At 63.0% G+C, this 20,498-nt stretch carries 14 protein-coding genes; 5 read left to right on the top strand and 9 right to left on the bottom strand.

Annotated features, from left to right (window positions below):
- Positions 1–143: 143 nt before the first annotated feature.
- The 4 genes from frr to rpsB form a co-directional block, all read right to left on the bottom strand.
- A complete protein-coding gene (gene frr, locus GWL_RS07765) occupies positions 144–704 on the bottom strand; it encodes a ribosome recycling factor (protein ID WP_008328427.1) in 561 nt (186 codons plus the stop codon).
- 126 nt (positions 705–830) lie between these two features.
- Positions 831–1,547 carry a UMP kinase gene (gene pyrH / locus GWL_RS07760; RefSeq protein ID WP_008328425.1) on the bottom strand — a complete coding sequence of 239 codons (717 nt, stop codon included), beginning with the start codon at positions 1,545–1,547 and terminating at the stop codon, positions 831–833.
- Positions 1,548–1,871: 324 nt separating this feature from the next.
- Positions 1,872–2,759, bottom strand: a complete 888-nt coding sequence (tsf, locus tag GWL_RS07755; protein ID WP_008328423.1) for a translation elongation factor Ts — start codon at positions 2,757–2,759, stop codon at positions 1,872–1,874.
- A gap of 136 nt (positions 2,760–2,895) precedes the next feature.
- Complete coding sequence (gene rpsB, locus GWL_RS07750; protein ID WP_034350269.1) at positions 2,896–3,636, bottom strand: 30S ribosomal protein S2; 741 nt, start codon at positions 3,634–3,636, stop codon at positions 2,896–2,898.
- A 322-nt stretch (positions 3,637–3,958) separates the two neighbouring features.
- Between rpsB and map the strand changes: the two genes are divergently transcribed.
- The 3 genes from map (at position 3,959) to GWL_RS07735 (ending at position 8,347) form a co-directional block, all read left to right on the top strand.
- Positions 3,959–4,783, top strand: a complete 825-nt coding sequence (gene map / locus GWL_RS07745; protein WP_008328419.1) for a type I methionyl aminopeptidase — start codon at positions 3,959–3,961, stop codon at positions 4,781–4,783.
- A 154-nt stretch (positions 4,784–4,937) separates the two neighbouring features.
- Positions 4,938–7,490 (top strand): [protein-PII] uridylyltransferase, encoded by a 2,553-nt coding sequence (locus tag GWL_RS07740; protein WP_008328416.1) that lies wholly within the window; start codon positions 4,938–4,940, stop codon positions 7,488–7,490.
- A gap of 110 nt (positions 7,491–7,600) precedes the next feature.
- Positions 7,601–8,347, top strand: coding sequence for a pseudouridine synthase (locus GWL_RS07735; protein ID WP_008328415.1), 747 nt, complete (start codon positions 7,601–7,603; stop codon positions 8,345–8,347).
- Between the two features lie 74 nt (positions 8,348–8,421).
- Here GWL_RS07735 and GWL_RS07730 read toward each other — a convergent pair whose 3' ends face one another.
- Positions 8,422–8,907, bottom strand: coding sequence for a DUF1854 domain-containing protein (locus tag GWL_RS07730; protein ID WP_034350268.1), 486 nt, complete (start codon positions 8,905–8,907; stop codon positions 8,422–8,424).
- Positions 8,908–8,911: 4 nt separating this feature from the next.
- Positions 8,912–11,188, bottom strand: coding sequence for an ABC transporter ATP-binding protein (locus GWL_RS07725; RefSeq protein ID WP_008328410.1), 2,277 nt, complete (start codon positions 11,186–11,188; stop codon positions 8,912–8,914).
- 675 nt (positions 11,189–11,863) lie between these two features.
- On the opposite strand from GWL_RS07725, the gene cphA (GWL_RS07720) reads away from it, so the two are divergent.
- Both cphA (GWL_RS07720) and cphA (GWL_RS07715) read left to right on the top strand, forming a co-directional pair.
- Positions 11,864–14,062 (top strand): cyanophycin synthetase, encoded by a 2,199-nt coding sequence (gene cphA, locus GWL_RS07720; protein ID WP_008328405.1) that lies wholly within the window; start codon positions 11,864–11,866, stop codon positions 14,060–14,062.
- Between the two features lie 53 nt (positions 14,063–14,115).
- Positions 14,116–16,689 (top strand): cyanophycin synthetase, encoded by a 2,574-nt coding sequence (gene cphA / locus GWL_RS07715; protein WP_008328397.1) that lies wholly within the window; start codon positions 14,116–14,118, stop codon positions 16,687–16,689.
- 95 nt (positions 16,690–16,784) lie between these two features.
- On the opposite strand, the gene def is transcribed toward cphA (GWL_RS07715), so the two are convergent.
- The 3 genes from def to ligA all read right to left on the bottom strand — a co-directional run bounded on the left by def (position 16,785) and on the right by ligA (position 20,494).
- Complete coding sequence (gene def, locus GWL_RS07710) at positions 16,785–17,321, bottom strand: peptide deformylase (RefSeq protein ID WP_008328395.1); 537 nt, start codon at positions 17,319–17,321, stop codon at positions 16,785–16,787.
- Positions 17,322–17,403: 82 nt separating this feature from the next.
- The gene (gene galU / locus GWL_RS07705) at positions 17,404–18,294 is read right to left on the bottom strand and encodes a UTP--glucose-1-phosphate uridylyltransferase GalU (protein ID WP_008328393.1); all 891 of its coding nucleotides are present in this window, start codon (positions 18,292–18,294) and stop codon (positions 17,404–17,406) included.
- Between the two features lie 127 nt (positions 18,295–18,421).
- Positions 18,422–20,494, bottom strand: a complete 2,073-nt coding sequence (ligA, locus tag GWL_RS07700; RefSeq protein WP_034350266.1) for an NAD-dependent DNA ligase LigA — start codon at positions 20,492–20,494, stop codon at positions 18,422–18,424.
- Between the last annotated feature and the right edge of the window lie 4 nt (positions 20,495–20,498).

Genomic DNA, 20,498 nt, shown 5'->3' with positions numbered 1-20,498 from the left:
GGTAATGGGGCGGGGCCGCTTTGACAAACCGGCCAGTTCTGCCCCTACCGCCTTCCCCGCTCCCCGCCTGCACTTTTTCTGTCTTCGACTGGTCGTGCAGCGCGGTCGCCAGAGCAGCCGCGCGTAGGCCCTGCAAGGACGGCTTACACCGTCATGACTTCCTTTTCCTTCTCGGAGACCATCTTGTCGATGTCGGCGACGAACTTGTCGGTCAGCTTCTGGATCTCGTCCTGGCCGCGACGCTCTTCGTCTTCCGAGGCGATCTTGTCCTTGACCAGCTTCTTCAGACCTTCGTTGCCTTCGCGGCGGATGTTGCGCACGGCGATCTTGGCATCTTCGGCTTCGCTCTTGACCAGCTTGACCATTTCCTTGCGGCGTTCTTCGGTCAGCGCGGGCATCGGCACGCGGATCAGGTCGCCGTGGGTGGCCGGATTGAGGCCCAGGTCGGCTTCGCGGATGGCCTTTTCGATGACGGCGGCCATCTTCTTCTCGAAGGGCTGCACACCGATGGTGCGGGCATCGATCAGAGTCAGGTTGGCGACCTGCGACAGGCCGGTCGGCGAACCATAGTATTCGACCATGACCTGGTCCAGCAGGCCGGTGTGGGCACGGCCGGTACGGACCTTGGCCAGGTTGGCCTTCAGGGTTTCGATGGACTTGGCCATCTTCTGCTCGGTATTTTTCTTGACGTCAGCGACACTCATGCTGCTCTCCTAACTTTGGTGCAATAACTTGGCTTGTCTTGATGGCAAATGCCTGAAAGACGGGCATTGTAAACGGGAATCCCGGCCTGCGGCCGGTTTCTGCACTGCAATATCGTTCAGATATGATCAGACGTGGACCAGGGTCCCTTCGTCATCACCCATGACCACGCTCTTCAACGCGCCCGGCTTGACGATGGAAAACACCTTGATCGGCAGCTTCTGGTCACGGCACAGCGCAAAGGCGGTCGCATCCATCACCTGCAGGTGCTTGGCGATGGCTTCGTCGAAGGAAATCGACTGGTAGCGGGTTGCTGTCGGGTCCTTCTTGGGGTCGGCGGTGTAGACGCCATCGACCTTGGTGGCCTTCAGCACGATCTGGGCACCGATTTCCGAACCACGCAGGGCGGCCGCGGTGTCGGTGGTGAAGAAGGGGTTGCCGGTACCGGCGGCGAAGACCACGATCTTGCCTTCTTCCAGGTATTGCAGCGCCTTGGGGCGCACGTAGGGCTCGACCACCTGCTCGATGCCGATGGCCGACATCACGCGGGCCGTCAGGCCGGCCTGGCGCATGGCATCGGCCAGGGCCAGCGAGTTCATGACAGTGGCCAGCATGCCCATGTAGTCGGCGGTCGCACGATCCATGCCCTGGGCGCCCGGCGCCACGCCGCGGAAGATGTTGCCGCCGCCGATCACGATGGCCAGTTCCACGCCCAGTTTGCTGATTTCTGCTACATCCGCGACCATGCGTTCGATGGTCGCGCGATTGATACCGTAGGCGTCGTCGCCCATGAGTGCTTCGCCGGAGAGTTTGAGGAGTACGCGCTTGTAAGCTGGTGTTGTCATTGCAGGGCTCCGTGTTCTTTCCGAGGTTGAATTACGTATTGACGCGCCGGCACTCGCTGTAGCCCGACGAAATGGCGCATTTTCGTCATCAGGGATCGTCCGAACGCATGAGGGGATTGTGCTGCTGCGCCTTGATGTACTGCCTGTACTGCCTGTATTGCCTTTATTGCTGCTTGCTGCTGGTACTGCAGATTCCACCTGCCTTGCCCTGCCCTCATCAACGCCAGCCAATTGCTGACCCTGACTGTAGATGCAGGCGGCCGCGAAAGTTCCCGGTGGCCGGCTTAAAAAAACGGGCCTCTCGGCCCGTTTTTCCTGCGACGCTTACTGAGCTTGTTTCGCTGCAGCCACTTGCGCTGCGACTTCAGCTGCGAAGTCGTCCTGCTTCTTCTCGATACCTTCGCCCACCACGTACATGGCGAACGACTTGACGGTGGTATTGGCAGCCTTCAACATCTGTTCGACGCTTTGCTTGTCGTTCTTCACGAAAGCCTGGTTGAACAGCGACACTTCCTTCAGGTACTTCTGCACCGAACCGTCCACCATCTTGGCGACGATATCAGCGGGCTTGCCGGATTCGGCAGCCTTCAGGGCCGCGACCGAGCGTTCCTTCTCGATCAGGTCAGCCGGCACTTGCTCGGCCGACAGAGCGACCGGCTTCATGGCGGCGATGTGCATGGCCACGTCCTTGCCGACCTGCTCTTCGGCGCCGTCGAACTCGACGATCACGCCGATGCGGGTGCCGTGCAGGTAGGAAGCCAGCTTGCCGGTGGTTTCGAAACGCTGGAAGCGACGGAACGACATGTTCTCGCCGATGCGGCCGATCAGTTCGGTGCGCAGTTCTTCCAGGGTCTTGCCGTCGGCCAGCTTGCAGGCGCCCAGGGCAGCCACGTCAGCCGGGTTCTGCTCCACCACCAGCTTGGCAGCGGCTTCGACCAGACCGATGAACTCGTCGTTCTTGGTCACGAAGTCGGTTTCGCAGTTCACTTCGACCAGCGCGCCGACCTTGCCAGCGATGTAGGTCGAGATCACGCCTTCTGCGGTGATGCGGGAAGATGCCTTGGAAGCCTTGCTGCCCAGCTTGACGCGCAGAATCTCTTCGGCCTTGGCCATGTCGCCATCGGCTTCGGTCAGCGCCTTCTTGCATTCCATCATCGGCGCGTCGGTCTTCGCACGCAGATCGCCCACCATTGCTGCGGTAATTGCCGCCATACTTTTCTCCTGACTTGGAGGCATCCCGCATTTGCGGCATGCCTGAAACTCGAAAATTGAATCAAAAAAAAGGGGCCACTGCGTCACTACCCGCTGTCACCCCTTTTTGGACTACCGTACTACCGGAAGAGCAGAATCAAGCCTGCTCGACCTCGACGAATTCATCGCCCTTGACTGCTTCGACAACGTCGTTGACGGCGTTGGCGCGGCCTTCCAGCACGGCGTCAGCCATGCCGCGAGCGTACAGAGCGATCGCCTTGGCGGAGTCGTCGTTGCCCGGGATCACGTAGGTGACGCCTTCGGGCGAGTGGTTGGTATCGACCACGCCGATGACCGGAATGCCCAGCTTGGCGGCTTCGGTGATGGCGCCCTTGTGGTAGCCGACGTCGATGACGAAGATGGCGTCAGGAATGCCGCCCATGTCCTTGATGCCGCCGATGGCCTTCTGCAGCTTTTCTTGCTCGCGGCTGAACAGCAGGGCTTCCTTCTTGGACAGCTTCTCGACCGAACCGTCTTCCATGGCAGCTTCCATGTCCTTCAGACGCTTGATGGAGGTCTTGATGGTCTTGAAGTTGGTCAGCATGCCGCCCAGCCAGCGCTGGTCAACGTAGGGCACGCCAGCGCGTTGCGCTTCAGCGGCCAGAATGTCGCGAGCTTGACGCTTGGTGCCGACGAACAGGATGGTGCCGCGATTGGCCGACAGCTGGCGCACGTACTTGACGGCTTCCTGGTACATGCCCAGGGTCTTTTCCAGGTTGACGATGTGAATCTTGTTGCGATGGCCGAAAATGAAGGGGGCCATCTTGGGGTTCCAGAAGCGGGTTTGGTGACCGAAGTGGACACCGGCTTCCAGCATTTCGCGCATGGTAACGGACATGAATTTCTCCAGGGTTAGGTCTGGAATCCGCTCGGTCATCTGGCTCATGCAGCCGGACACCCTTTTAGCGAACGGATTCGCGTTTCAAAAGATTTTTACGACAGTTTTTACAACATTTATTGTCAAAGCCACATGAAGAATCATTCCGCACATCACATTCGACAACCAATCCGTGGTTTCAGATCAGCCCGGCATTCTACTCGACCCTGCCCTTTTGTTCAAGTAGCACATGAAGCCAGGTCGCCCCGAGCGCACAAAACAGAAACCACCCCCGTCGTCTATAATCCTGACTTGACGATTTTCTAGCGAATTGCGATTCATCATGGGCAACATCACCATCAAGACCGCCGAAGACATCGAAGGCATGCGCGTGGCCGGCCGGCTGGCCGCCGAGGTGCTGGACTACATCACCCCCTTCGTGAAACCGGGCGTGACCACCGGCGAGATCGACCGCCTCTGCCACGAGTACATGACCAACGTGCAAGGCAGCATCCCGGCCCCGCTGAACTACTGTCCGCCGGGCTACACGCCCTACCCCAAGGCGATCTGCACGTCCCTCAACGACGTGATCTGCCATGGCATCCCGGGCGACAAGGTGATGAAGAACGGTGACGTGCTCAACATCGACGTCACCATCATCAAGGATGGTTACCACGGCGACACCAGCCGCATGTTCTTCCTGGGCGAACCCTCCATCCTGGCGCGCCGCCTGACCGAAATCACGTATGAGTGCATGTGGCTGGGTATCTCCAAGATCAAGCCCGGTGCCCACCTGGGCGACATCGGCCATGTCATCCAGCAGCATGCCGAAAAGGCCGGCTACAGCGTGGTGCGCGAATTCTGCGGCCACGGCATCGGCAAGGTCTTCCATGAAGAGCCGCAGGTGCTGCACTACGGTCGCCCCGGCACGCTGGAAAAGCTGGAAGCCGGCATGATCTTCACGGTCGAACCGATGATCAACGCCGGCCGCCGTGAAATCCGCGAAATGGGCGATGGCTGGACCATCAAGACCAAGGATCGCAGCCTGTCGGCCCAGTGGGAACACACCGTGCTGGTCACCGAGACCGGTTTCGAGGTGCTGACGGTGTCGCCCGGCATGCCGGCGCCGCCCGCCTTCATCCAGAACCAGGTCGCCACCCCGGCGTGATCCTGGCCGCCGGAACCATGTGCCCATCCACGCTGCGCACAGTTTCCGGCACGAAACCTGCTTGGGGCCCGAAGCCGCATGGGGATGCGGCTTCGTTCACGTTTGGCGCCGCCCCGCCGCCTTGCCAGCACTGATTGTCTGATTGTCTACCACGATGCCCACACTCGCCATCACGCTCAAGAAACAGCTCAAGGCCGCACGCCAGCAAGCCATCGAGGTGTTCCAGTCCAACCACAAGACCGAGCAGTTGCTGGCGCAGTTGCGCCGCAACGTGGATGAGGCCCTCACCACCGCCTGGGAGGAACTGGGCATGTCCGGCAACGCCGCCCTGGTGGCCGTGGGCGGCTATGGTCGGGGCGAGCTGTTCCCGCATTCGGATGTGGACGTGCTGATCCTGCTGGACCAGACCCCGGATGCCACCAAGAAGGAAAAACTGGAGTCCCTGGTACAGTTGTTCTGGGACATCGGCCTGGAAATTGGCCACAGCATCCGCACCATCGACGAGTGCCTGGATGAATCCGCCGCCGACATCACGGTACAGACCAGTCTGCTGGAAGCCCGCCTGGTGACCGGCAACCGCGCTCTTTTCAAGCAATTGCAGGAACGCTACCTGGCCGCACTGGACCCGCTGGCCTTCTTCCAGGCCAAGACCCTGGAAATGCGCCAGCGCCACATCAAATATGAAGATACCCCCTACAGTCTGGAACCCAACTGCAAGGAAAGTCCCGGCGGCCTGCGTGACCTGCAGGTGATCCTGTGGGTAGCCAAGGCAGCGGGCCTGGGCAATTCCTGGGGCGAACTGGCCGAGCACGGCATGCTGACCTCCACCGAGGCGCGCCAGTTGCGTCAGAAGGAACGCGCCTTCAAGGACATCCGCATCCGCCTGCACATCGTCACGGATCGCCGTGAAGACCGCCTGGTATTCGACATCCAGACCCCGATTGCCGAGACCTTCGGCTTCAAGACCACCGACACCCGGCGCGCCAGCGAATACCTGATGCAGCGCTACTACTGGGCCGCCAAGGCGGTCACCCAGTTGAACACCATCCTGCTGCAGAACATCGAAGCGCACCTGTTCCCGCAGCAGGCCGTGCCGCGCCCGCTCAACGAGCGCTTCAATGAAGTCAACGGATTCGTCGACATCGCCCATGACAAGGTCTTCGAGGAGACGCCTTCGGCCATGCTGGAAGTGTTTCTGGTGCTGTCCGAGCATCCGGAACTCAAGGACATGTCCGCGCGCACCCTGCGTGCGCTGTGGCACGCGCGCTTCAAGATCGACAACGCCTTCCGCGCCAATCCGGACAATCACCGCCTGTTCATGCAGATCATCCAGAGCAAGCGCGGCATCACCCATGCCCTGCGCGGGATGAACTCCACCAGCGTGCTGGGCCGCTATCTGCCGAACTTCCGCCAGATCGTCGGGCAGATGCAGCATGACCTGTTCCACGTCTACACGGTGGACCAGCACATCCTGATGGTGGTGCGCAACGTACGCCGCTTCACCATGAGCGAACACGCGCATGAATACCCCTTCTGCAGCCAGTTGATGGCCAACTTCGGCCAGCCCTGGGTGCTGTATGTTGCAGCACTGTTCCACGACATCGCCAAGGGCCGGGGTGGCGACCACTCCAAGCTGGGCATGGCCGACGCCCGCGCCTTCTGCGAGCAGCACGGCATCTCGCCGGACAATACCGAGCTGATCGTGTTTCTGGTCGAGCAGCATCTGGCCATGTCGCACGTGGCGCAGAAACAGGACATGTCGGACCCCGACGTCATCACCGCCTTCGCCCAGCTGGTCAAGGATGAGCGCCATCTGACCGCACTCTACCTGCTGACGGTGGCCGACATCCGCGGTACCAGCCCCAAGGTCTGGAACGCCTGGAAGGGCAAGCTGCTCGAAGACCTCTACCGCATGACTCTGCGCGTGCTGGGCGGAGAAGCCCCCTCGGCCGACCGCGAACTGAAGAACACCCAGCAGGAAGCCATCAAGACCCTGCGCCTCTACGGCCTGCCGGCCGATGCCCACGAAAAGCTGTGGAAGCAGCTGGACGTGGCTTACTTCCTGCGCCACGACGCCTCCGACATCGCCTGGCAGACGCGCTGCTTCTACGACAAGGTGGAGACCGGCGTACCGCTGGTGCGCTGCCGCCTGGCGCCCATTGGCGAAGGGGTGCAGGTGGCGGTTTACACACCCGACCGCCCCGACCTGTTTGCGCGCATCTGCAGCTATTTCGATGAAAAAAGCTTCAGCATCTTCGACGCCAAGATCCACACCACCCGCAACAACTACGCGCTGGATGCCTTCCTCATCAATGCGCCGGTGTTCGCCAAGAACTACCGCGACATCATCAACCTGATCGAGCACGAGCTCGGCGCCCTGCTGCTGTCGGAGGAGCCGCTGCCGGCACCGTCCAAGGCGCGCCTGTCGCGCCTGTCGCGCACCTTCCCGGTCAATCCCTCGGTGGACCTGCGCCCGGATGAACGCGGCCAGTATTACCTGCTGTCGGTCTCGGCCAATGACCGCGCCGGACTGCTGTATTCGATCTCCAACGTGCTGGCCAAGTATCGGATCAACCTGCACACGGCCAAGGTCATGACGCTGGGCGAGCGCGTGGAAGACGTGTTCCTCATCGACGGCCCGGGCCTGTCCCAGCCGCGCAACCAGATCATGCTGGAAACCGAGCTGCTCCAGACCCTGCGCATCTGACCCGCCTCACCCTGTCCGCGCTGCCGCCCGCTCTGGCGCGGCGGCGCGGCTGGCCGTACAATCTCACCCTCGCCGCTGGCCGGCCCTCCGTTTTTCGCAAGGCAATCCCCATGACTGAACCTGTACGACTTTCCAAACGCATGTCCGAACTCGGCCTGTGCTCCCGCCGCGAAGCCGACGAGTGGATCGAGAAAGGCTGGGTGCGCGTGGATGGCCAGGTGGTGTCGGTGCTGGGCAGCAAGGTGCTGCCGCACCAGAAGGTCACCGTGGAACGCCAGGCCAGCGCCGAACAGGCGCAGCGTGTGACCATCCTCATCAACAAGCCCATGGGCTACGTCAGCGGTCAGGCCGAGGATGGCTACAAGCCGGCCGTGGTGCTGGTCAATGAACAGTCGCGCTGGGCCGAAGACCAGACCGAGATGCGCTTCCACCCGCGCCAGTTGAAGAGCCTGGTACCGGCCGGACGGCTGGACATCGATTCGGTGGGCCTCTTGGTACTGACCCAGGATGGCCGCATCGCCAAGCAGTTGATCGGCGAGGATTCGGCGGTCGACAAGGAATACCTGGTGCGCGTGCAATACACCCGCCCCGGCAAGCTGCCCGAATCCGATCTCAAGCGCCTGAACCACGGTCTCATCATCGACGGCAAGCCGCTGCGTCCGGCCAAGGTGATGTGGCAGAACGAAGATCAGCTGCGCTTCATCCTGCGCGAAGGCAAGAAGCGCCAGATCCGCCGCATGTGCGACATGGTGGGGCTGAAGGTGATCGGCTTGAAGCGCGTGCGTATCGGCGGGGTGAAGCTGGGTGAACTGCCGACCGGCCAGTGGCGCTATCTGCGACCGGACGAGAAGTTCTGAACGCGATCCCCTGGATGAAAAAACGGCCCTGACTCACCATCAGGGCCGTTCTCTTTTGCAGCAGGCAAAAGGGGTCAGAGGAAGCGATCCAGAATCTTGCGGCTGTGCTTGTCCAGCGCCTTCTGGTCGCGGATCAGGAACTGGATGCCGTGACTGTCCGCAATCAGCAGTGCCGGCGCCGCCAGGCGGCGGATGTCTTCCTCGCCCTTGAGCGTGAAGGTGGTGGTGCCACGCGTGGTCTGCACGGTCCAGTCGCTGGGCGTGGCGAAGGTGGAGACACTGACGATGCGCTGGATCTCCGGCATGAATTCGCGGCTGGCGAGTTCTTCCTCGATCAGGCGGCGCGTCGCGGCATCCACTTGATCCAGCGTGTCGATCCAGGCCAGCTCATGACCATCGCTGCTGACCAGAGATAGCCCGCTTTCAGGCGATGTGATCGGAAATGCACGCACCGGAATCACGTGCTCGTGCACGCCGCCCTGGGCGTCGGTGAGCACCAGGCGCCCGAAAGGATTGCGTACCAATGTGAAGGTTTGGGCAAAATTCATCGTGGTGCTCATGGCCTTATTCGCCCTTCTCTTCTTCGCTCACCGAGACCTCGGCCTCGCCATCAGGATTGCGCGCCTGGGCCTGGTAGAGCTTGTAGTAATGCCCTTCACGGGCCATCAGTTCTTCGTGGTTGCCGACCTCGACCACCTGGCCGCGATCCAGCACGACCAGGCGATCAGCCTTGCGCAGCGTCGACAGGCGGTGCGCGATGGCAATCGTGGTACGGCCTTGCACCAGGTTGTCCAGCGCCTTCTGGATTTCCTTTTCAGTGGTGGTATCGACCGAGGAAGTGGCTTCGTCCAGGATCAGGATGCGCGGATCGATCAGCAGCGCACGCGCAATCGAGATGCGCTGGCGTTCGCCGCCCGACAGTGCCTGTCCGCGCTCGCCGACCAGCGAATCGTAGCCTTGCGGCAGGCGCAGGATGAATTCATGCGCATGGGCGGCACGGGCGGCGGCGATGATTTCTTCACGCGTGGCTTCCGGCTTGCCGTAGGCGATGTTCTCGGCAATCGTGCCAAAGAACAGGAAGGGTTCCTGCAGCACCAGACCGATGTTGCGGCGATATTCGGAAATCGGCAGCGAACGAATGTCCACGCCGTCGATGCGAATCGCGCCTTCCGAGACATCGTAGAAGCGGCAGATCAGGTTCACCATGGTGGACTTGCCGGAACCGCTGTGGCCGACCAGGCCGATCATCTCGCCCGGCGCAATGGACAGGCTCATGTTGCGAATCACCGCGCGGTTGCCATAGCGGAAGCCAATGTTGCGCACTTCGATGGCGCCCTGCACTTTTTCCAGATGCACCGGATTGGCCGGCTCCGGCACGCTGGAGACGTGGTCCAGGATGTCGAAGATGCGCTTGGCGCCGGCCGCGGCCTTCTGCGTGACCGAAACGATGCGGCTCATCGAGTCCAGGCGGGTATAGAAACGGCTGATGTAGGCCAGGAAGGCGGTCAGCACACCGACCGTGATCTGGTTGCTGGAGACCTGCCAGATCCCGAACACCCACACCACCAGCAAGCCCACTTCGGTCAGGAAAGTGACCGTGGGCGTAAAGAGTGACCAGATCTTGTTGACGCGGTCATTGACCATCAGGTTGTGCCGGTTGGCCTCGCGGAAACGCGCCACCTCACGCTTTTCCTGCGCAAAAGCCTTCACCACGCGGATGCCGGGAATCGTATCGGCCAGCACGTTGGTCACTTCCGACCAGATGCGGTCGATCTTTTCGAAGCCGTGTCGCAGGCGGTCGCGCACCACGTGAATCATCCAGGCGATGAACGGCAGCGGCAACAGCGTCACCAGCGCCAGCCAGGGATTGATGGAGATCAGGATGGCCGCCGTCATGATGATCATCAGCACATCGATGGCGAAATCCAGCAGATGCAGCGACAGGAACACGCAGATGCGGTCAGTTTCCGAGCCGATGCGCGCCATCAGGTCACCGGTACGCTTACCGCCAAAATACTCCTGCGACAGTCGCAACAGGTGGGCATAGGTGGTGGTGCGCAGGTCCGCGCCGATGCGCTCGGACACCAGCGCCAGGATGTAAGTGCGCGCCCAGCCCAGGCCCCAGGCCAGCAATGCCGCGCCCAGGAGGCCCGACAGGTAGAGCGTGGCCAGGTGGGTGTTGATGGGGGTGCCGTTCTGGAACGGGATCAGCACATTGTCCATCAGCGGCATGGTCATGTAGGGCGGCACCAGCGTGGCAGCGGTGGAGGCCAGCGTCAGCAGAAAGCCCAGCAGCAGCGAGCCCTTGTAGGGCTTGGCAAAGCGCGACAGCCGGAACAGCGCCCAGGTGGATGGCGGCGCTTCCTTGGTCTCGGGGCAGATGGCGCAGGTTTCCTGGCCTTCCGGCAGCACGGCCTTGCAGGTCGGGCAGACGTCGCCCTCTTCCTCGACCTGTACGCCCGAGGCCAGCAGATCGCGTTGTTGCTCGAACAGCTTGATCAGGCGCAGTGCCTGCGGATTCTGGGCCAGCGTATAGCGCCAGGCTCCCTGGCGACCGGCGTCGTCGCACAGCTCCAGCGTCCCCACGCCGGCGTGGTCGACATGCTTGAGTTGCAGATCGGCGCGATAGGCCCAGTCCTGCCACGGCTGGCCGTCCGGTGCCGCGGCCAGCAGGCGACGGTCGGTCGCCAGCACCAGCGACGACTTGAAGTGCAGTTGGGCGTCCAGGTCCAGTTCCAGCCAGGCCAGTACGGATTCACCCGGGGCCAGGCGGGCAGCGGTCTCCGTCTGCCAGCGCTCGGGCAGGCTGGCGGTCGCGGAAGGAATTGAGTCAGTAGTCATGTAACGGCAGCGTTGAGGCCCGAAGTGAGCAGTGTGGCTATTGTTTTAGGAGGTGCAGGTCTCGCCGGACCTGTTGTCTTGATGCCTGCAGTGATGTGCCAGCGGGCAGCGCGGGATTATAGCGCAGCGGCCCCGACTGCCCATGCGCAATCTGCACCCGCTGCCCGTCCATCCCGCAGCAGCCCTTCGATAACGCGAGAAGCCGTCAAACGGTGCACCGGCATGTTCACTGGAAGAGATGCCGGGATGATCTTTCTCGCTAGATGCGAACGGCTGATCGACACAAGCCTTCAGTCAGTACAGGCATCGCCTGTTTTTTCCGCCCGTGTTGCCACGGCAGCGGGACAGTCTGCGACAATATCGTTCACATCCACCTCCAGCCTTCCCGCATGAACGTCGCAGCTCGCCTGGTTTGCCCTGCCCGCATGTCCCCACGCAGGGGCCGACCTTGATACCATCAAGGCAACTTTCGTTTTCATTCAGTTATTCCCTCTGGCAAATGCAGTAAACCAAAAGCCGCCCTGCGCGTTAGTGAACCATGCGTTATTCTGACAGAGCGCTGACCGGCCTGCCGGGTGGCGCTGCAGCATGTCCGATGCGGCCAACATCGGGCAGCCCTGTCGGGCAACTTGGGCGAACTTGGCTTGGGCAACTACCGCGGACCATCCACCACACATGAAAAACATCGAATTCCTCCGTTTCCTGAATCTCAAGGGCCCCAACATCTGGACCTACCGCTCTGCCCTCGAAGTGTGGATCGATATCGGCGAACTGGAAGATTTTCCCTCCAATACCATCCCCGGCTTTCCCGAGCGCCTGACCACCTGGCTGCCGACCCTGATCGAACACCGCTGCAGCTATGAAGAGCGCGGCGGCTTCGTGCGCCGCCTGCATGAAGGCACCTGGCCCGGCCACATCCTCGAACACGTGACCCTGGAACTGCAGAACCTGGCCGGCCTGCCCGGCGGCTTCGGCAAGGCGCGCGAGACCAATGTGCGCGGCGTCTACAAGGTGGTGGTGCGCGCCCGCCATGAAACGGTCACCCGTGCCGCGCTCTTCGCCGCCCGCGACCTGGTGATGGCCGCCATCGAAAACCAGCCGTACGACCTCGATACCACCCTGCGCAAGCTGCGCCGCATGGTCGACCGCCTGTGCCTGGGCCCCAGCACTGCCTGTATCGTCGATGCCGCCGACGAGCGCCGCATCCCGACCATCCGTCTCTCCGAAGGCAACCTGGTGCAGTTGGGCCACGGCTGCAAGTCGCGCCGCATCTGGACCGCCGAATCCGACCAGACCGGCGCGATTGCCGAAGGCATCTCCCGCGACAAGGATCTCACCAAGTCGCTGCTGCAAACCTGCGGCGTGCCGGTCCCCGAAGGCCGCCTGGTGGAAAGCCCCGAAGACGCCTGGGATGCCGCCCAGGACATCGGCCTGCCGGTGGTGGTCAAGCCTTGTGACGCCAACCACGGTCGTGGCGTCTTCATCGACCTGAATACCCGGGAAGAAATCGAGACCGCCTACAAGGTCGCGCTGGAAGAAGGTAGCGGCGTGCTGGTCGAACGCTTCGTGCCGGGCCTGGAACACCGCCTGCTGATCGTCGGCGGCAAGCTGGCCGCCGCCGCCCGCGGCGAACCCATCTTCATCGTCGGCGATGGCAAGTCCACCGTGCAGGAGCTGCTGGACGAACTGAACCGCGATCCGCGCCGCGGCCTGCTGGAAGAACACCTGCTGGACCCGGTGCTGCTGGACCGCGAACCTGCCGCCGTGCTGGAACTGCAGCGCCAGAATCTGACCACCGAATCGGTTCCCGCCGCCGGCCGCCGCATCCTGCTGCTGCGCAATGGCAACGTCTCCTCCGACATCACCGACCTGGTCCACCCCAGTGTCGCCGCCGCTGCCTCGCTGGCCGCGCGCATCGTCGGCCTCGATATCGCCGGCGTGGACATCGTGGCCGAAGACATCTCGCGTCCGCTGCAAGACCAGGGCGGTGCCATCGTCGAGGTCAACGCCGGCCCCGGCCTCTTGATGCACCTGAAGCCCTCGGACGGCAAGCCGCGTCCGGTGGGCGAAGCCATCATCGACAACCTGTTCGGCCCGGAAGAAAACGGCCGCATCCCCGTCGTCGGCGTCACCGGCACCCACGGCAAGACCACCATCGCGCGCCTGATCGCGCGCATCGTGCACCTGTCGGGCAAGCACGTGGGCCTGGCCTGCGGCGAGGGCCTCTACTTCGGCGAACGCCAGATCGAGCGTGGCAACCGCGCCACCTGGGATGCCGCCCATCGGGTGCTGCTGAACCGCGCCGTGGAAGCCGCCGTGTTCGAGAACGGCAGCGCTGCCATCCTCTCCGAAGGCCTGGCCTATGACCGCTGCCTGGTGGGCGTGGTGGCCAACATCGACCCCAACGACAGCCTGCCCGAGTTCTACATCGAGAACGCTGAACAGATCGCCACCAAGGTCAAACGCACCCAGGTCGACCTGGTACTGCCGGATGGCGCCGCCGTGCTCAATGCCGACGACCCGCTGGTGGCCGACATGGCCCAGCTGTGCGATGGTGAAGTGATCTTCTTCAGCACCGATCCCGCGTCCGAACTGCTGGCCAGCCATCTCAAGGAAGGCGGCCGCGCCGTGTTCCTGCGCGATGGCGACCTGATCCAGGCCGACGGCGAGCGCCAGTGCAAGGTCAGCTCGGTCGATGCCATCCCGCTGACCGAAAACGGTGCCGTCGCCTACCAGGTCGAGAACGTCCTGGCCGCCGTCGGTGCCGCCTGGGCGCTGGGCATCGGCCCCGAGGTGATCCGTGCCGGCATCGAGCTCTTCGGCACCGAACGCGCCGAGGAACAAGGGCTGAAGTTCAAGAGCCAGGCCGCCTGAGCCCGGCAAGACCGACCGATTCAAGATCAAGAGACACCTAGGAAAAATTGTCCATGGACGTATCCCGCATTCGCGCCCTGCGCGGCCCCAATCTCTGGAGCAGACACACTGCCGTCGAAGCCATCGTTTCCTGCCCGGAAAACGAGCGCGTCATCGATGACATGCCCGGCTTCGAACTGCGCCTGCGCGCCCGCTTCCCGCAGATCGGCTTCCTCGAGCCCGATGGCGGCAAGCAGGTCGTCTCCATGGCCCATGCCCTGGCCGCCGCGGCCCTGGCGCTGCAAAGCCAGGCCGGCTGCCCGGTGACCTTCAGCCGCACCGTCTCCACCGTCGAGACCGGCATCTATCAAGTGGTGGTGGAATACAGCGAAGAAGAAGTCGGCCGCCTGGCCTTCGATCTGGCGCTGGAACTGGTCCGCGCCGCCCAGGCCGATGCGCCCTTCGACCTCACCGGCGCGCTGGCCCGCATCCGCGAACTGGATGAGGACGTGCGCCTGGGCCCCTCGACCGGCTCCATCGTCAATGCAGCCATCAAGCGCGGCATCCCCTATCGCCGCCTGACCCAGGGCAGCATGGTGCAATTCGGCTGGGGCAGCCGCCAGAAGCGTATCCAGGCTGCCGAGACCAGCAACACCAGCGCCATTGCCGAATCCATCGCCCAGGACAAGGATCTGACCAAGATGCTGCTGCACGCCGCCGGTGTGCCGGTGCCCAACGGTCGCGTGGTCGAGACCGTGGAAGATGCCCTCAAGGCCGCCGAGGAAATCGGCTCGGCCGTGGTCATCAAGCCGCTGGACGGCAACCAGGGCAAGGGGGTGGCCGTCAACATCAGCACCCCGGAACAGATCACCCGCGCCTTCAACAATGCGGCCCTGATCAGCGACGAAGTCATTGTCGAGCGCTACCTGCCCGGCCACGACTTCCGCCTGCTGGTGATCGGCAAGACCCTGGTGGCTGCCGCCCGCCGCGATCCGCCGCAAGTCATCGGCGATGGCGTGCACACCATCCGTCAGCTGATCGACCAGGTCAACGCCGACCCGCTGCGCGGTGACGGTCACGCCACCTCGCTGACCAAGGTACGCCTGGACGACATCGCCCTGTCGGTGCTGTCCGGCCAGAACCTGGACCCGGAATCCATCCCCGCCCAGGGCGTACGCGTGGTCCTGCGCAACAATGCCAACCTTTCCACCGGCGGCACCGCCACCGATGTCACCGATGACGTGCATCCGGACGTGGCCGCGCGCGCCATCGCAGCCGCACAAATGGTCGGGCTGGACATCTGCGGCGTGGACGTGGTCTGCAATTCGGTCCACATGTCGCTGGAAGAACAAGGCGGCGGCATCGTCGAAGTCAACGCTGCGCCCGGCCTGCGCATGCACCTCTCGCCCTCTTACGGCAAGGCGCGTGACGTCGGCGAAGCCATCATCTCGACCATGTACGAGGATGGCGACGATGGCCGTATCCCCGTGGTGGCCGTGGCCGGCACCAACGGCAAGACCACTACCGTGCGCCTGATCACCCATCTGCTGGCCAAGACCGGCCTGCGCGTGGGCATGACCAATACCGATGGCGTCTACATCGACGGCCAGCGCACCGACACGGGCGACTGCAGCGGCCCGCGCAGCGCCCGCAACGTGCTGTTCCATCCCGACGTGGATGCAGCCGTGCTGGAAACCGCCCGTGGCGGCGTGCTGCGCGAAGGTCTGGGCTTTGATCGCTGCGCCGTGGCGGTGGTCACCAACATCGGCATGGGGGACCACCTGGGTCTGTCCTACATCAGCACCGTGGAAGACCTGGCGGTGGTCAAGCGTGTCATCGTCGAGAACGTGGCGCCAACCGGCACTGCGGTGCTCAATGCGGCCGACCCCATGGTTTCGAAGATGGCTTCTTCCTGCCCCGGCTCGGTGACCTTCTTCGCGCTGGATCCGACCCACCCCATCATGGCCACCCACCGCGCACAGGGCCACCGCATCGTCTATCAAGACGGCGACGCCATCGTGGCCGCGCAGGGTACGTTCGAAAAACGCCTGAAGCTGTCCGGCATTCCGCTGACCCGCAGCGGCGCCATCGGCTTCCAGGTCGAGAACGTGATGGCTTCCGTGGGTGCGGCCTGGGCGCTGAACCTGGACTGGGAACAGATCACCGGCGCCCTGGCCAGCTTCATCAGCGACAGCGGCACTGCACCAGGCCGCTTCAACCTGTTCGACTACAAGGGTGCCACCCTGATCGCCGACTACGGCCACAACCCGGATGCGATCCAGGCGCTGATCAAGGCCGTCGACAGCATGCCCGCCAAGCGCCGCTCGGTGGTCATCAGCGGCGCCGGTGACCGCCGCGACGTCGACATCACCCGCCAGACCGAACTGCTGGGCGATGCCTTCGATGAAGTCGTGCTGTATCAGGACCAGTGCCAGCGTGGCCGAGAAGACGGGGAAGTGATTGCTCTGTTGCGTCAGGGACTGGAAAAGGCCTCGCGTACCAGCGATGTGAAGGAAATCAACGGCGAATTCCTGGCCATCGATACCGCCCTCGCCAGCCTGCAGCCGGGCGACCTTTGCCTGATCCTGATCGACCAGGTGGAAGAGGCGCTGGCCCATATCGACCAGCGTGTGAAGGAAAGCGCCTGATTTCAGGTGTACGCTTCACCGCGCCTTGAAACGAACATCCCGGCCTTGCGCCGGGATGTTTTTTTGGGCTTCGCCAACGGACTGGAGAGTTTTTCTCAGTCGTCCTGGTTGGGGTCGAGCTCGGGGAACAGCACTTCCGTAAAGCCGAACTGACGGAAATCCCGGATGCGCATCGGATAGAGGATGCCCTGCAGGTGATCGCACTCATGCTGCACCACGCGCGCATGGAAGCCATCGACGGTACGGTCAATCACCTTGCCATACTGGTCCACGCCCTGGTAGCGCAACCGTGTCCAGCGCGGCACTACGCCGCGCATGCCGGGCACGGACAGGCAGCCTTCCCAGCCGTCTTCTTCCTGCTCGGACAAGGGTGTCAGCACGGGATTGATGAGCACCGTCTCCGGCACGGCCGGCGCATCCGGATAGCGCTGGTTGTGGCCAAAGCCGAAGATCACCAGTTGCAGATCCACCCCGATCTGGGGTGCGGCCAGACCGGCGCCATTGACGGCGCGCATGGTCTCGAACATGTCCTCGACCAGTTGTTCCAGTTCGGGCGTACCGAACTGCGTCACCGCTTGCGCCTGGCGCAGCAGGCGCGGGTCGCCCATCTTGAGTATCTCGCGTATGGCCATTGCCTCTCTCCATGAAACACGCCCGGCAGGAACCGGGCGTCATTGTGCAGCAGTGCGCCCTGATGGCGCCGGGTATCCCTGCTCAGCGCGCCTTGTTGGCCACTTCCTGCAGATATTCCGAGAACGCCGGGCCGGTTTCATGATGTTTCAGACCCATGGCCACCATGGCCTTCAAGTAGCCCAGCTTGGAACCGCAATCATAACGCTGGCCCTGGTAACGGTATGCCAGCACCGACTCGGCCTGCATCAGCTTGGCGATGCCATCGGTGAGCTGGATCTCGCCACCGGCTCCGCGCGGGATGTTTTCCAGATAGTGGAAGATGCGGCTGTTGAGCACATAGCGGCCCACCACGGCCAGCGTGGACGGGGCTTCTTCCGGGGCCGGCTTTTCGACGATGGCATTGATGCGTTCCAGGTCCGGCTGGTAAGGCGTGGCGCTGACGATACCGTACTGGCGGGTATCGCTCTTGGGCACTTCCTGCACGGCCAGCATGCTCATGCCTTCACGGGCGTAGATGTCAGTCATCTGCGCCAGCACCGGCTTGACGCCAGGATCGGTATCCATGAAATCGTCGGCCAGCAGGATGGCGAAGGGCTCTTCCCCCACCACCGGACGGGCGCACAGCACGGCATGACCCAGGCCCAGCGGTTCGGACTGGCGGATGAAGATGCAGTTGACACTCTTGGGCACCACGTTCTGCACGATCTCCAACAGCTTCTTCTTGCCCGCGGCTTCCAGTTCGGACTCCAGCTCGTAGGCCTTGTCGAAGTGATCTTCGATGGCGCGCTTGTTGCGACCGGTGATGAAGACCATCTCGGTGATGCCGGCAGCAACCGCCTCTTCCACTGCGTAATGGATCAGCGGCTTGTCGACGATAGGCAGCATTTCCTTGGGCTGGGCCTTGGTGGCAGGCAGGAAGCGGCTACCGAGACCGGCGACGGGGAAAACGGCTTTCTTGATCTTCTTGATCATCATGACTCCGAGGTAAAGATGGGTCTTGTTGTGTTGTTATGTTGTTATGCTGACTAACCCGCAGCGCAGTCCCCGCGTGCGGGACTGCATACGGGCGGCATTGTATATGAATAAAAAGACAAGGCAATTACGTTCCTGACACATCCTGACCCGCGCAAAGCGCCTTCAGTGCGTCCTCGTCGAGGATGGCCACGCCCAGTTCCTCGGCCTTGGCCAGCTTGCTGCCGGCTTCGGCGCCGGCGACCACGTAACTGGTTTTCTTTGAGACTGAACCGGAGACCTTGCCACCGGCGGCCTCGATCATTTGCGAGGCGTCATCGCGGGACAGGTTGGGCAAGGTGCCGGTCAACACGAAGGTCTTGCCGGCCAGGTGCTTGGCACCCGCATCGACACCTTCGCTCTCGGGCCAGTGCACGCCGACCGCGCGCAATTGCTCCACCAGCTCGACATTGATCGGATCATTGAAGAAGGCGCGGATCGAGGATGCGACTACCGGACCGATATCGGCCACTTCCAGCAGTTGTTCTTCACTGGCGGCGAGCAGCTTGTCGATACCGCCGAAATGGCGCGCCAACTCCTTGGCCGTAGCCTCGCCGACGTGGCGGATGCCCAGCGCATAGATGAAGCGCGCCAGCGTGGTGGTCTTGGACTTTTGCAGGGCGTCCAGTACATTCTGCGCCGATTTCTCGGCCATGCGATCCAGCTCGGCCAGGGCCGACAAACCGAGGCGATACAGGTCAGCCGGCGTGTTGACCACCTGGCGATCCACCAGCTGCTCTACCAGCTGTTCGCCCAGGCCTTCAATATCCATGGCGCGACGTGAAGCAAAATGCTGCAGTCCCCCCTTGCGCTGCGCTGAACATTTCAGCCAGCCACCCGAGCAGCGTGCCACCGCTTCCTCCTCGGCCCGCACGATGGGCGAGCCGCACACCGGACAGGCCACCGGCATGACGAAGGCGCGCGCATCCTCAGGGCGCTTCTCGGGGACGAAGGCGACCACTTCCGGGATCACGTCACCGGCGCGGCGGACGATGACGGTATCGCCGATCCGGATATCCTTGCGGCGGACTTCATCTTCGTTGTGCAGGGTGGCATTGGTCACCGTGACGCCGCCGACGAAGACGGGATTGAGGCGCGCCACCGGCGTAATGGCCCCGGTGCGGCCGACCTGCACTTCGATGTCCTGCACCACGGTCAGGGCTTCCTGGGCCGGGAACTTGTGGGCCAGCGCAAAGCGCGGGGCGCGCGAGACGAAACCGAGGTGCTTCTGCTGGTCCAGCCGGTCGACCTTGTAGACCACGCCATCGATCTCGTAGGGCAGGCTCTCTCGCTTGGCGCCGATACTGCGGAAGAAGTCCAGCAAGCCGGCCGCACCGCTGACCACGGCGCGCTCCTTGCAGACCGGCAGACCCAGTTCCTGGTACCAGTCCAGCAGGGCCGAGTGCGAAGGCGGCATCTCGGCCCCTTCCAGCACACCAATGCCATAGGCGAAGAAACGCAGCGTACGTTGCGCGGTGATGCGCGAATCGAGCTGGCGCAGGCTGCCGGCGGCGGCATTGCGGGGATTGGCAAACTCCTTCTGGCCGGCATCGCGCTGGCGCTGGTTCAGGCGCGCAAAATCCTCCTTGTACATCAGCACTTCGCCGCGCACATCGATTACCTGCGGCAGGTTGTCACCATGCAGACGCAAGGGAATGGCGCGCACCGTGCGGATGTTGGCCGTGACGTTCTCGCCCGTGGTGCCATCGCCGCGCGTAGCGGCCTGCACCAGTACGCCGTTCTCGTAGCGCAGGCTGATGGCCAGGCCGTCGAATTTCAGCTCGGTGGCGTAGCGCACTTCCTGCAGGGTTTCCAGGCCGTCGCGCACGCGCTTGTCGAAGGCTTCAATGTCTTCGTCGGCAAAGCCGTTGCCCAACGAGAGCATGGGGATGTCATGGCGCACCGGCTCGAATTGCGGCAGCGGGCCGGCACCCACGCGTTGCGTCGGCGAATCCGGCGTGAGCAGCTCGGGATGGGCGGTTTCCAGCGCCTGCAACTCCTGGAACAAGCGGTCGTACTCGGCATCCGGAATGCTGGGCTGGTCCAGCACGTAGTAACTGTGGTTGTGGCGGTTCAATTCGTCGCGCAGCGTGCGGGCGCGCGCGCGCCAGTCCGGCTCCCCTTGCGGGGGCCGTCCGGCGGAAAACAAGTCGTCTTGCATCGTA

The sequence above is a fragment of the Herbaspirillum sp. GW103 genome, assembly GCF_000261365.1.
Lineage (GTDB): Bacteria > Pseudomonadota > Gammaproteobacteria > Burkholderiales > Burkholderiaceae_D > Herbaspirillum.
Note: the sequence above shows the minus strand (reverse complement) of the source record. Positions and strands in the feature narration are given on the sequence as shown.

Excerpts from the sequence above, each read along its gene's own strand:
- GWL_RS07735 (WP_008328415.1), top strand. The coding sequence starts at position 7,601 with ATGACTGAACCTGTACGACTTTCCAAACGCATGTCCGAACTCGGCCTG.
- galU (WP_008328393.1), bottom strand. The coding sequence starts at position 18,294 with ATGATCAAGAAGATCAAGAAAGCCGTTTTCCCCGTCGCCGGTCTCGGT.
- frr (WP_008328427.1), bottom strand. The coding sequence starts at position 704 with ATGAGTGTCGCTGACGTCAAGAAAAATACCGAGCAGAAGATGGCCAAG.
- tsf (WP_008328423.1), bottom strand. The coding sequence starts at position 2,759 with ATGGCGGCAATTACCGCAGCAATGGTGGGCGATCTGCGTGCGAAGACC.
- ligA (WP_034350266.1), bottom strand. The coding sequence starts at position 20,494 with ATGCAAGACGACTTGTTTTCCGCCGGACGGCCCCCGCAAGGGGAGCCG.
- rpsB (WP_034350269.1), bottom strand. The coding sequence starts at position 3,636 with ATGTCCGTTACCATGCGCGAAATGCTGGAAGCCGGTGTCCACTTCGGT.
- GWL_RS07740 (WP_008328416.1), top strand. The coding sequence starts at position 4,938 with ATGCCCACACTCGCCATCACGCTCAAGAAACAGCTCAAGGCCGCACGC.
- GWL_RS07730 (WP_034350268.1), bottom strand. The coding sequence starts at position 8,907 with ATGAGCACCACGATGAATTTTGCCCAAACCTTCACATTGGTACGCAAT.
- cphA (WP_008328397.1), top strand. The coding sequence starts at position 14,116 with ATGGACGTATCCCGCATTCGCGCCCTGCGCGGCCCCAATCTCTGGAGC.
- GWL_RS07725 (WP_008328410.1), bottom strand. The coding sequence starts at position 11,188 with ATGACTACTGACTCAATTCCTTCCGCGACCGCCAGCCTGCCCGAGCGC.
- pyrH (WP_008328425.1), bottom strand. The coding sequence starts at position 1,547 with ATGACAACACCAGCTTACAAGCGCGTACTCCTCAAACTCTCCGGCGAA.
- map (WP_008328419.1), top strand. The coding sequence starts at position 3,959 with ATGGGCAACATCACCATCAAGACCGCCGAAGACATCGAAGGCATGCGC.
- cphA (WP_008328405.1), top strand. The coding sequence starts at position 11,864 with ATGAAAAACATCGAATTCCTCCGTTTCCTGAATCTCAAGGGCCCCAAC.
- def (WP_008328395.1), bottom strand. The coding sequence starts at position 17,321 with ATGGCCATACGCGAGATACTCAAGATGGGCGACCCGCGCCTGCTGCGC.